Source organism: Sulfolobus acidocaldarius DSM 639, from assembly GCF_000012285.1.
Lineage (GTDB): Archaea > Thermoproteota > Thermoprotei_A > Sulfolobales > Sulfolobaceae > Sulfolobus > Sulfolobus acidocaldarius.
The window spans coordinates 869,941-881,863 of sequence record NC_007181.1 but is presented as its reverse complement, the minus strand read 5'-3'; the positions used below and the strand labels follow the sequence as shown (position 1 = coordinate 881,863).

General features: G+C 36.6%; 15 protein-coding genes. 5 read left to right on the top strand and 10 right to left on the bottom strand.

Features of this window, described 5'->3' with window-relative positions; genetic code table 11:
* Positions 1 to 76: 76 nt before the first annotated feature.
* Positions 77 to 1,171 carry a glucose 1-dehydrogenase gene (locus SACI_RS05155; protein WP_011277938.1) on the bottom strand — a complete coding sequence of 365 codons (1,095 nt, stop codon included), beginning with the start codon at positions 1,169 to 1,171 and terminating at the stop codon, positions 77 to 79.
* A 274-nt stretch (positions 1,172 to 1,445) separates the two neighbouring features.
* On the opposite strand from SACI_RS05155, the gene SACI_RS12050 reads away from it, so the two are divergent.
* Positions 1,446 to 1,607 (top strand): hypothetical protein, encoded by a 162-nt coding sequence (locus SACI_RS12050; protein WP_015385547.1) that lies wholly within the window; start codon positions 1,446 to 1,448, stop codon positions 1,605 to 1,607.
* A gap of 4 nt (positions 1,608 to 1,611) precedes the next feature.
* On the opposite strand, the gene SACI_RS05150 is transcribed toward SACI_RS12050, so the two are convergent.
* Positions 1,612 to 2,802, bottom strand: coding sequence for a 3-hydroxyacyl-CoA dehydrogenase (locus tag SACI_RS05150; RefSeq protein WP_011277937.1), 1,191 nt, complete (start codon positions 2,800 to 2,802; stop codon positions 1,612 to 1,614).
* Between the two features lie 59 nt (positions 2,803 to 2,861).
* Between SACI_RS05150 and SACI_RS05145 the strand changes: the two genes are divergently transcribed.
* Positions 2,862 to 3,671, top strand: a complete 810-nt coding sequence (locus SACI_RS05145) for a hypothetical protein (protein WP_015385546.1) — start codon at positions 2,862 to 2,864, stop codon at positions 3,669 to 3,671.
* A gap of 15 nt (positions 3,672 to 3,686) precedes the next feature.
* On the opposite strand, the gene SACI_RS05140 is transcribed toward SACI_RS05145, so the two are convergent.
* Together SACI_RS05140 and SACI_RS05135 are read right to left on the bottom strand one after the other, a co-directional pair.
* Positions 3,687 to 4,031: a hypothetical protein gene (locus SACI_RS05140; RefSeq protein WP_011277935.1), complete on the bottom strand. Its 345-nt coding sequence runs from the start codon at positions 4,029 to 4,031 to the stop codon at positions 3,687 to 3,689.
* Positions 4,028 to 4,360, bottom strand: coding sequence for a DsrE family protein (locus tag SACI_RS05135; RefSeq protein ID WP_015385545.1), 333 nt, complete (start codon positions 4,358 to 4,360; stop codon positions 4,028 to 4,030). The genes SACI_RS05140 and SACI_RS05135 overlap by 4 nt, the downstream gene beginning before the upstream one ends.
* Before the next feature lie 336 nt (positions 4,361 to 4,696).
* Between SACI_RS05135 and SACI_RS05130 the strand changes: the two genes are divergently transcribed.
* On the top strand, positions 4,697 to 5,020 hold the full coding sequence (locus SACI_RS05130) for a hypothetical protein (RefSeq protein ID WP_011277933.1): 324 nt from the start codon (positions 4,697 to 4,699) through the stop codon (positions 5,018 to 5,020).
* 36 nt (positions 5,021 to 5,056) lie between these two features.
* Here the strand turns inward: SACI_RS05130 and SACI_RS05125 are convergent, their stop codons facing one another.
* Entirely contained in the window at positions 5,057 to 6,010 is a 954-nt protein-coding gene (locus tag SACI_RS05125) for a zinc ribbon domain-containing protein (protein ID WP_011277932.1), read from the bottom strand.
* A gap of 271 nt (positions 6,011 to 6,281) precedes the next feature.
* Between SACI_RS05125 and SACI_RS05120 the strand changes: the two genes are divergently transcribed.
* Entirely contained in the window at positions 6,282 to 7,517 is a 1,236-nt protein-coding gene (locus SACI_RS05120; protein ID WP_011277931.1) for an amidohydrolase family protein, read from the top strand.
* 159 nt (positions 7,518 to 7,676) lie between these two features.
* Complete coding sequence (locus SACI_RS05115; RefSeq protein ID WP_011277930.1) at positions 7,677 to 8,480, top strand: acyl-CoA dehydrogenase family protein; 804 nt, start codon at positions 7,677 to 7,679, stop codon at positions 8,478 to 8,480.
* On the opposite strand, the gene SACI_RS05110 is transcribed toward SACI_RS05115, so the two are convergent.
* From SACI_RS05110 to SACI_RS05090, 5 genes are all read right to left on the bottom strand, one after another.
* Positions 8,473 to 8,910, bottom strand: a complete 438-nt coding sequence (locus tag SACI_RS05110; protein WP_011277929.1) for a MaoC family dehydratase — start codon at positions 8,908 to 8,910, stop codon at positions 8,473 to 8,475. The two genes, SACI_RS05115 and SACI_RS05110, sit on opposite strands and share 8 nt — an antisense overlap.
* A 31-nt stretch (positions 8,911 to 8,941) precedes the next feature.
* Positions 8,942 to 10,030: an acyl-CoA dehydrogenase family protein gene (locus tag SACI_RS05105; RefSeq protein WP_011277928.1), complete on the bottom strand. Its 1,089-nt coding sequence runs from the start codon at positions 10,028 to 10,030 to the stop codon at positions 8,942 to 8,944.
* Positions 10,031 to 10,237: 207 nt separating this feature from the next.
* Positions 10,238 to 10,543, bottom strand: coding sequence for a transcriptional regulator (locus SACI_RS05100; protein WP_011277927.1), 306 nt, complete (start codon positions 10,541 to 10,543; stop codon positions 10,238 to 10,240).
* Positions 10,533 to 11,150, bottom strand: coding sequence for a hypothetical protein (locus tag SACI_RS05095; RefSeq protein ID WP_011277926.1), 618 nt, complete (start codon positions 11,148 to 11,150; stop codon positions 10,533 to 10,535). The genes SACI_RS05100 and SACI_RS05095 overlap by 11 nt, the downstream gene beginning before the upstream one ends.
* Position 11,151: 1 nt before the next feature.
* On the bottom strand, positions 11,152 to 11,922 hold the full coding sequence (locus SACI_RS05090; protein WP_011277925.1) for an ATP-binding cassette domain-containing protein: 771 nt from the start codon (positions 11,920 to 11,922) through the stop codon (positions 11,152 to 11,154).
* Position 11,923 lies beyond the last annotated feature (1 nt).

The following is an 11,923-nucleotide window of genomic DNA, read 5'->3' as shown; positions in this document are numbered from 1 at the left end:
CTAAGAGATATACCTCTCTAGCGATGATAATCGTTTTCGAGCGAAGAAATAGAAAATTTAGTTTATCTTTGCTTGTTTAGTCCCAAATTATTCTAACTTTTATTTCCTCTGCTTGTTTCTCCTTTAAGGCTTTCATTACCTCATTTTCGTCATTTATACTAATTGTTCTAGTCACTAGAAGTTTCGAGGTTTTAGGATACATGGTCTTCCAAGATGCTAAGTGCACAATTGCCTGTTGAAAATGAGGTTTTTGCCCGTTAACTAAACCTAAGATTAATTTATTACCATGAACTAGCGTTTGAAGATCCTTATAACTTATTGAAAATATACCGTCACTGGGAAAACCGAATATCCCTAGTATACCATTCCTGTTTAATAGAGGAATTACCTTATCGAGCAATTGAGCGTTAGCACCTGTTGCGTCAACTATTACATCAAATCCTCCAACAGAGTCTTTCAGCTTTTCGAACCCTGCTGACGAGTTATAGTAGTTGATCTTTCCCTCTTCTATTATAACACTCTCAGTTTCATTAGGATCCCTTCTATTGCTTGCCCATACCTCATAACCTAAAGTTCTTGCAAGTAAAATGAAAAGTAGCCCAATGGGTCCTGTACCTATAACTAACATTTTTCTACAATTTATTGTCCCGTCCTCACATGTCCATGCAGGGAGCCTTTTTTGGATATCATCTATTTCCTGTAAAGATTTTTCAATATCCGCTAGAGGCTGTGCTAATATACCTATGTCCTCTAGAGCTTTGGGTATTTTAACTAAATATTTAGGATCATCATACCACTCCTCTCTCATAAAACCGTCCATACCGTATATGCCTGCCTCAACGAATCCTCCGGTCTCACAGAAATCTGGTCTTCCTAATAAACAATTAAGACATTTCCCACATCCTCTCCTGTTTACCGGCATGACAAGGTCTCCCTTGGAGAACTCACCCACTGACTCCTCAACCACTCCAATCGCTTCATGACCTAATACCAGGTAATCTCTGTCCTTATGTGCTTTGCCTAAAGATAGTTTACCATTTACAAGCTCCCTGTCTGTACCACATACTCCTGAATAGAGGCTCTTTATCTTTACTTTCCCATAATTCTGTGCGTCCTTTATCTCCTTAATTTCTGCTCCGGCATTAGGAGGTCTTATTATTATAGCTCTCATAAGTGCTTTTATCGTCATTACAAAAATTTAAACTTTTACCATTTAATACTTTCAATTTAATTAAAATTAGAAAATTGTACGAAATAAGAAAATTCACGATATCGAGGGGAATACTAGTTTTAAACTAGGATTTTATGAAAACAACGTAAAAAGGGGTTATATTTAAATATTTTTTATATACAGAATTCTAATATACTTAAAAATTCCTAGGTAATTTAAAATTCATTGACAAAAGTTTTAAATATCTAGCACGAGAATATATATTTGACCAAAAATGGTTGCTCAAGAGATAATCAGAAAGGAGAAAAAGGTTAATGATCACAAATTCATTCCATTAGACCAATTACCTGAGGAGTACCTTAGGTTAGAATACCCTCATGAATGGGAATCCATAAGAAAAAGTAGAAGATTCTACGATAGTGTATTGCCTTTTTAAAAAATTACTTATATTCATAAAATCCTTTTCCTACCTTCTTCCCTAATCTTCCTTCCTTAACCATTTTTGTTAAGAGAGGATCTGGAGTAAAGTAGTCTAATCCTGTTTCTTTCCTCAAATCCTCAAGAGTTTTTACAACATTATCTAACCCATATTCATCGGCATACTCAAACACACCTTTAGGCCAATTTAAGCCCAGTTTACAACCCTTATCTGTATCTTCCTTTGTCACAATCCCTTCTCTCACTAGATAAGCCCCCTCATTTATGGCAGGAGCTATGAGCATAATACCAGGAATCTTATTAGCCTTTTCTTTTGGTATAGATGGTTTTACAAATTTATTGGGCTCTGGATAGCTGTAAAATCCTTTGCCTGTCTTCACACCCAAATTTTTAGCCTTATACAACTGCTCAAATGCCTTGCATTCATAAGCCTTAAAGCCTCTTTCCCCCATAGCCTTACCAACAAGATAAGCTACATCCACACCAGCATAATCCTGAAGTAAGAATACGCCCATGGGAAAACCTAGCTCATATATGGCAGAAGCATCGACCTCTAAAACGTCTGCCTTTCCCTTCTCGACCAGAAGACAAGATATGTCATTTACTCTAAATAGTATCCTGTTAACAAGGAATCCTGGAACATCTTTCTTCACGAGTATAGGGTCTCTCCCTAATTTTTTACCCATCTCATATGCTCTTTTCATCGTTTCCTCTGAAGTCTTCTCTCCCTTAATTATCTCTACTAACTGCATGAGCACTGGTGGGTTAAAGAAGTGCATCCCCACAACTCTCTCTGGTCTCTTAACTGCAGTTGCAATCTCGGTTATGGGTAAACTACTTGTGTTTGAGGCTAATATGGCATCTTTTGATGCTAAACTATCTGCCTTCTCAAATACCTTCTTTTTTACGTTGATATCTTCAATAACTGCCTCTATTAAGAAATCAGTATCTTTCATTGCCTCTTCTTGGCTCACAGTTAAATGCAATCTTGATAATATCTTCTCCGGATCCTCTTTGATGCTACCCTTCTCACTTAACCTCTTTAAGCTCCATCCTATCCTTTCCTTCGCGTTTTTAAGTATGTTCTCGGCTACATCATTAAGCCACACATCATATCCAGCAATTAAGGCTAACTCAGCTATACCATGTCCCATTGAACCTGCTCCTACTACAGTGAATTTTCTTATTTCCATAAAAGATCAATATATATTTTAAAGTAGCATTATTTAACTTCTCAGGCAAAACTTAATTGATGTACCTAGTAGCAACTTCAAAAGGAATATATAAGATAACGGGTAAAGAAGAGATAGAGCTAGTCTGTTGTGAAGGAGAAAGCATGTATGATTTTATCCTAAAGGGAGGTAGATTATACACATGTTCCTCCAGCAACGGGGTCACTATTGACAACAGAAATGTAATAGACGAGTCTTGTTGGAGATTATATGAGTTCGGGGATAAGATTATAGCTTCAGTTGAGGGACCTAGGCTGTACTTAGTAGATGAGGGAAAGAAGATACTTGACCTAGAGGATGAGGGAAAGAAATTAGGTTGGAAATTTTTGAATTCAAAGGCTCACATTACAGATTTTGCTGTATATAAAAACAAGATAATAGCATCAGTAGAGGACGGACATCTCTTGGTAGGAGATGAGCTATCGTCTCTGAAGCCAATTAAATTTTTTGCTGACTCCCATAATCTTTTGAGTAAAGGCAACTACTTGTACATAACTACTGCAGATGGTTTATATGTGACTCAGGATCTGGAAAATTTTCATGTAATAGAGAAGGGCTACTTTCATGGTATTGAAGACTTAGGCGAATTAATATTAGCCCAAGTTAGGAGTAAGAGACCACTATTTCTTGGTAAGGAATATAAATGGGAGAGATTAAATCTTGAACTTCCAAGCCCTACATTTGGTGTAACAGCAATATCAAAGATAGACAACGAGAACATAGTTTATTCTACGTCCTCCTTAGTGGAAATTAATCTGAAAAAACTTGAGGCAAAAACTCTCATAAAAAACCTTCCTATGACCAGGAGGGTAAAAGTAGTGGATCATTAGCTACGTATAAAAAATCTATTGACGTGTGGAAGTTTCGAGACCGTACATAACTGAGAAGTTGGATAAAAGTCCCAAAGCCAGCAGCAGGTGGACAATCAACAAAGGAATATTAAAGTACTGTAAATAGACGATGCCGAGTACTGCAGTGAGTATTAGAAGAGCTAAATTGCCCACAAGCATCCTTCTCTTTATCGAGTCTTTAGCTCTAGCTAAACCGTAAATTATTATTATTAAAAGAACTGCTGCAATTATGGCATGAATTCCTATGAGAATATTTGAAACTCCATAAAAAACCATGGAGTTTCCGATTAGTATTTCAAGTATACTTACGCCAGCTCCAGCTAGCCATAATGTCTTCAAAACGTTATGACCTCATAGCCATTATTTACGTAATGGGCAACCCTCTCTCCAACAGGTACTAGGTTAACCCCCATATTTTTGAGATCTGGCACTAGGTTCATTCTCTCGGCAACACCTATACACGCGGAATCGACTAACTTGTTTTGCAACATCTCTTGAAACATGTCTTTAAGATCTCCCTGAAGTTGGGTTAGCCTCTTTTGGCTCGGTCCAAAGTAGATAACCTTGACATCTTCATATCTTTTGTTTTTGGCTGAGTTGTAAGCCATTCTCATAGCCAGCTCGAATTTTTCATCTCCAGACATTATTAAGAAGAGAACCTTTGTCATAGTCCTATTTTCGTATTTCCATCTTTTAAATCTTCCTAATATAAAAGATATCCTAATTTTAATTTTTCTTAGCATTTAAAATCCCGAAATTGTAGAGTTTTTACTCATTTAAACTGTCTTACACAAAAATCAGTCCTTTTCGACAAGTTGTGACTTCTATAATTTTCTTAATCTTATAACTCTCCTATGTACACTTTATTTCTTTCCACTTAGAAAGGCTAAATACTAAATATATTAAGTTCTATGAATAAAAAGTTATCATTATAATAAACCTTTTTCTTATTTGAAAGGTAATCTTTTTAGTTCACCGGTTGAGGACATCATTAGTGATGGAGTATGACTCCCTCAAGGATATTATCAATAATTGGTGGTGTTTTAGCACTCATAATAGCTATAACTAGTTTAGTAATCAATAAGCCTCTAGCAACATATTACGTTTCAATTGACTCAGGTGTATTGACTGCTCTAGGCATAATCAGTATAATAGGTGGGCTAGCTGACATCTATGGCGGAATAAGAGACAATACAGGCTTAATGATAACTGGCGGAATACTTGGTGCATTGGGACCATCTGTACTATCACTTCTATCCTTACTAGGTTTCATCGGCGGACTAATTAAAGGACTTCGCGGTGCTAACGCTACTAAAGTAACTAAGTAAAGAGTACTCTCCTCATATTTACAAGACAAAAATTTTTTACATTTTTGGCATTTTTCTGTTTGTCATTATATAAATTATTATAAATATCGACAAGATAAGTCCTATTATCCCTCCGACTATGGCTAATACTCCGGAAGTTATACTTAGAGCATAAACAGCGTCCAATAAACCGGGGGATGGTGGGAATGAAACTTGAACTGAGCCAGTTAGTATCATTCCAATAGAGAAAATTAACAAACCTAAACCTAACATGCTATTATTAATCAACTCCCCAACCTCACCTTTAGCCATGGGATTGTCCACACTTATCAACTCCCCTTCTGATACGGTGGATATTAAAGATGGTATGAGTGCTAATATAACAGCCACACCCCATAAGGTCGACTCGTAATTCACAACTAAAAACCTTCCTGCATTATACGTATAAACGTAAATCAGAATAACTCCTATCATTTGGAAAATTACTTTAATTAATTTGTTACCCTCTACTACATAGTTGGAGATTAAAGTTAATATGACACCAACTATTACCACGATGCCCCCTGCCATTCCAAAGGGGAATGAAATCGGAGTTGATATGGATATGATTATTGAAGAAAGTCCTATTAAAAAGTAAAAACCTAACCCTGTAAGTATGGTAATCTTATTCACAGACAAATCAGCCCTAAACATGGAAAAAATAGGGGAAACTAAATACGCTATTAGTCCCAGAATTCCTATTATCGAACCTGCTATTATTCCACCACTGGGATTCAACTGGATTAAATGGGAGAGAAAGACTATACCCGCGATTGCAGCGAAAATTATTGAAATCCCTAGTATTAGCTTACCAATCCTCAGGAGTCTAGGTATATAGTTAGCAATTGCACTAATTGTAACTGGTGTATCCTGTTTAGGTACCTGAACTGAACCAAAGTAATAACCACAACTGTAACAATATCTAGCATCATCTGGGACAGACTTGCCACATCTAGGGCAGTTCTTAGCCATAAGGCAAAGTCAATCAGGTGAGAGATAAATTTATGTTTAAAAATTTTTATCCATATCGAGAAAAATGAGTCTAAAAATAGTGTATTCTTTTTAATTATACAAATCAGAAACAACTCTTAAAGGTTTAGTAAGCAAAGACAGAAACAAAGAGCCTAACGTGTATCTTTATCTCGATATGGGAAGTCCACAATCTGTCTAAATCTTTCCTCTAATTCAGCTAAGTTATTTTGACAATAGTTAATAATTTAAAAACTAATAATATCAAGAAAATATGTTAATTAAAAATGCTAGACTGGAAGATGGGAGGATAGTCGATATTAAGATAGATGGGGACAAGATAACTTGTATAGGGAATTGTGAGAGGGAAGAGGATGTATTGGAAGCAAATGGAAAACTAGTTCTACCACCATACCTTAATATGCATTTTCATCTAGACAGTGTCTTCACCAAAGCAGAAAATCAAAGTGGCACTTTATGGGAGGGGATAAAAATATGGAAAAAGTTAAAGCAAGAACTCACTGAGGAACAAGTTTACAAAAATGCAGTAACAGCAGTTAAATTAATGGTAGCCTTCGGAACTCTCTGGTTAAGGACCCACGTGGACATAACGGAAAAAAGTTTTAGACTATTGAGGGCTCTCCTCAAGGTCAAGGAAGACGTAAAAGAACTTATGGATATTCAAATAACTGCTTTTCCACAGGATGGGATATTTACAGATAAGGGCAATGAGGAGTTAATGTATAAAGCATTGAGTGAAGGTGCAGATAATGTTGGACTTATTCCTCATAATGAATTAACCAGGGAGGACGGAGTCAGGTCAATTAAATTTGCACTTGAATTGGGGAAAAGGTATAATCGAGATATTGATGGACATATAGATGAGACTGATGACCCTAACTCTAGATTCTTAGAGGTCTTAGCTAAAGAGACACTGGAAAATGGGTGGGTAGGTAGAGTTGCAGCAGGACATGTCACTGCAATGCATAGCTGGGATAATGCTTACAGATACAGAATTTTACCACATGTCGCAAATGCAGGAATAAGTGTGATACCTAACCCCTTAATTAATGCAGTCCTCCAAGGTAGGTTAGATACTTATCCAAAAAGAAGAGGTATGGCACCCATAAAGGAAATGTTGAACTTTGGAGTGAATGTCGCGTTAGGTTATGACTGTATGATGGACCCTTGGTATCCTCTTGGAAGCGGTAATATGTTACAAGCGTTGTTTATGGCAATTCATCTTGATCAACTTACAGGATATGAAGAGTTAAGGAGATCAATATACTTAATAACATATAATGGGGCGAAAGCCTTGAGAATTAAAAACTACGGTATTTGTGTAGGGTGTGAAGCTAATTTGATAGTGACAGCTTCTAATAATGTGGTAGACTTGATAAGGTTTATTGATCCGCCCTCGTACGTCATAAGGAAAGGAAAGATCGTAGCAGAAAAGGGCAATCGTATCTTGTTTGATGGTAAATGGGAGGAGGTAAAAAGGGAGCCTTAACATAAATCATAAGTATATTTCTTGTGCATGATTTCGACCTAGAGAATCTGAAACAACCTCTCCATTGATTAAAACAGTCCCTCGTACCATGGAGTACGAATTGACGCTCATTATTCTTTATGGTAAAAAATATTATGTCTCTCCAAGATATATTAATCAATGTTACTAGACGTAGAGAGCAATGAGGAGTTCTCACTCATTAGGAATTCTTTAGGCGAATTCTTAGATAGAGAATGGAAAACTTTAGGAGCGAAGAAAGATAAAGTCTCCGACAACAAGGTCAAGGAAATATTTGAGAAAATAAAAGATTTGGGGATATTTCAGCTTATCAAGGAGAATAGGGTATATGGACTTTTGATAAATGAAATCCTTGGCGAAAACCTGTTACCTGGAATAGTATCCACCACAGCAATGCTAGGATTAGACTACCCGGTTACAATAGGGGTAAATTATGTTCCTGAAGCAGATAAAGCGGAAATGATAATCACTCCTAGAGGAATTGCAAAAAGAGATGAAGTAGAATTGAAGGAGGTGGAATCACCCGATCCCACCTTAAGAATATATAAAGTAAATGGAGGGAATTGGAAAAAGTTGGAGTTGGACTTCAATAGAGCAGTTATTATGGCTTCAGCTCAGATTATTGGGCATGGTTTAGCTACCATGAAGCAGATAGTGGAATATGCAAAAAATAGAGTAGCATTTGGGAAGCCTATAGGTTCCTACCAGGCAATAAAACACAGAGTTGTAGATGACGTAATTGGATTAGAACTTGTTAGATCGAGATACATACTAGGTAATATAGAAAACCCCTACAATCTTTTGAACCATGCTTATAGAAAAGCCTTCAGAGCTGCACTAGACTCCATTCAATTTCATGGGGGAATAGGATTCACGTCAGATTTGGATCTGCATTTACACCTCAAGAGGATTATAGCACTTCAGAAGATATTTAAGATCAGCTAAGTTTTTTATCACAGACTATCTCTAGTTTTAAATTCATTACTTCTTCTCCAAGCTGGTTAATGGTTTTCACGTTTAAGAAGACTCTACCGTTCTTCTCTCTCTCCTTTTTATCAATGACCTCTACCACACACTTTAATGTATCGCCTATCTTAACAGCCTTCTTAGCCTCCAATTCAAGTCTAGATAACGCAACGAACCCCTCACCAAAAGGATCTACCGGTAATTGATAAGTTAGACCTACTGCTAACGAAGCCGTCAACAGTCCTGGGGCAATTCTACCTTTGAACCTGGTCTTCTTGCCGTATTCCTCATCTAGAAATAAGGGATTATATGCTCCTGTCATGGTGGAAAAAACTATTACATCTGCTTCTCCAACTGTTCTACCTTTTGTCTCCCACTTTTGTCCTACTTTAAAGTCTTCAAAATACATATTTTAGAAAAAGAGATTTCATCATAAAAAATTATTTCGGTAATTTCAATACTCTCTCTCCAATTAGGTTCCTTAAGATCTCTGAAGTGCCACCGGCGATAGTTCTACCTCTAGAGCTTAACATTCCTAGATACCACTTCTGGCTCATGATGAACTCTAGATCATAATTGGAGACTGCATGTTCGTAGACTTTTTGAAGTATTTCAGATGCAACTAGTTTCAATATAGCCCCCTCAGTATCAACGTCCTCTCCCCTTCTAAGCTTAATCAGGAGTCGACGATAAAACGCCTCTAACCCCTCTATATCATCCCTTAACTCCTCCAGCTTTGGATCCTTTAGAGTGTCTATAGCACTTTTAGAAGTGAAGAGCATCGTAATCCCCAAGGTAAATCTCTCATGGTTCAACACAGTCATTGCAACCTTCCATCCCTCTCCAACCTTACCAACTACATTCTCCTTAGGAACCTTTACATCGCTTAAATACACTATATTGAAGTCACTCTTACCTGTGATTTGATAAATGGGAGAGACTTTTATTCCGGGCTGTTTCATATCTACGACAAACATGGTAAGTCCACCATACCTATCTTCACCAGTCCTTGCCAAGAGTATCATGTAATTGGCTAGATGGGCATAACTACTCCATATCTTTTGTCCATTGACTAGAAAATAATCACCTTTGTCCTCTGCTCTGGTCTTGACTGATGCCAGGTCTGATCCTGCGGAAGGTTCAGAGAATCCTTGGCACCATATATCCTCAGCGCTGAGTATTCTTGGTAAGTACCTCTTTTTCTGTTCTTCATTTCCATGCTTCAGGATTGCAGGTGCCGCTACCATTAATCCTATTGAGCCTAAACTTCTTCCATACGGTAAACCAGCTTTTATAAACTCCTCATACGCTATCGCCTCATAGATAGGAGGTAGATCTTGCCCACCATACTGCTTAGGCCATGTTATGCCCAGATATCCTGCACTATACAGTTTCCTTTGCCATTCTCTAATCTTCTGATAATCATCGAATTCAACTGTATCGAAGAGAATCCTTCTACCTTTTAAATCAGCAGGAGAATTAGATTCAATCCATTTTTTAAGCGCTGACCTAAACTCTTCCTCGTCCAAAACTACTCAATATAAATTTAGTACCAGAACTTATAATATTTTAAGCAATGGCTTCCCTTAAAGCCCAGGAATTTTAAGGCAACTATTAACTGAATATTTGTAGAAGTGGTAACAGTTAGGTATCTTTTTCTCTGGGCGTTCCGTAACTGAGAACCATAAACTAAATCACGTTCAGCATGTGGGAGAAATTTGTTATATTAAACGACCTCATATCTTTATGTCCCTGATCACGTTTATGTATTTTTTAATCTCCTCTACACCTTTTTCAGTTATTTGCACTATCGTCCTAGGACCTGACAAAGTAGGTATCTTCTTTACAGTAACCAGTCCATTTTCCTCTAAAATCTGCAAATGCATGTGGAGGGAACTCTTAGGTATTTCAGTAGACTTTTGAAGCTCAGCGAATGTGGTTTTACCTAGAATATATAATGATATGAGAATTCCTAGTCTTGACGAATTTGAGAGCACAGGGTTATTCAGTAATTCGATAATCTTCTTTAGATCATCGCTCATTCTCTATAACCTCATTAATTGATTTGTAACCAGCGAAAATCCACGATATTGTGAAAAATGAATAGACAATAACTGAAACAGTGTTATTTAGATTTGAAAGAGACATGAATGCTGTAAAGCTAACCATAGCGATAATATCATAGAATCTTATACCTACTATGCTGTAACTAAAATATAGTCCAACGAATACAAGACCAACGTAAAATACTCCTAAAATTTCAGTGAAAATTGAATTTGAAACATAATAGGAGTAAATAATTAAAATGGTCAACAGTATACCGATCATGAAGTATAAGATGAAAAATTTTCCCCTTAACATGTAGTTTATCTCCGGATAAATTTTGTAGAATTTTCTCCGTATTTTTGCTACTCTATGGTAGAAGACAAAGGTAAGAGACATGTAAACAAGAATAGGTATGAAAAATGCGAGAGTATATACTAGAAAACTTTTCAGGCTTAGACTATCAGTGATGTAATAAATAGGTGAATATAGTACTGGAAAAGTCGACCACAATAGATAGTATTTTGCTAAAGCTTTTCTCATCTCGCTTTTCAAAGTGTAGTAGGCTAGCCTCTTAGCTTCTTTAATCACATCCTCTTGTGTCACTTTAGACGCCTAAGTACAATTTATCTATATTATTTAAGTTTTTAATTTTATCTCCGCGATCTTTACCTATAGTTATCGAAAACTTCTTACCTTTTATCTCTACAACAGTTAAAGCTGAGGGGTCTTCTCCCTCTACTATTGAAGACTCTAAGAACTCGTTGACTTTTATGGGACCAAACGTTTTTCCCTCAAATATAAGATAAAGATTGTATCCTTCGAATGAACTCAACATGTCAAGCTCATGTGTAACTATTAATCCCTCCTCTCCATATTCTTTTAACCAATTGATTATCACTTTCCTCTTAGCATAATCAACGTTTTCGAATGGCTCATCAATTATTATCTGTTTGGGATATGAGGCTAACGCCAAGACCGTGTTAAATAGCACAACTTGACCAGAGGATAAATCGTAATAATTTTGGTTAAGATTGCTTATTCCTACTTCTTTAAGCATGTTTTTAGCTAAACTAATGTCTAAGTCCTTTATTTCCTTGAGTAATTCCAGTTTATCTATTAATTTTAGCCCCAGCGAATAAGCCTCTGACAAATTACATGATAATTTAGTGAACCTACTGATTCTCTTTACCTCCATTCCATCAACTTTAATTGAACCGTCATAATCTCTTATGCCACAGATAGCCCTCAATATAGTGGTTTTACCTGAGCCGTTTGGACCTAACAATAGAGTTTTGTTCGATAAACTTAAGGTCACTCCCCTTATAATCTCTTTGTTTTTTTCGCCATAAACCTTCACGTTCTTGAGCTCTATCATG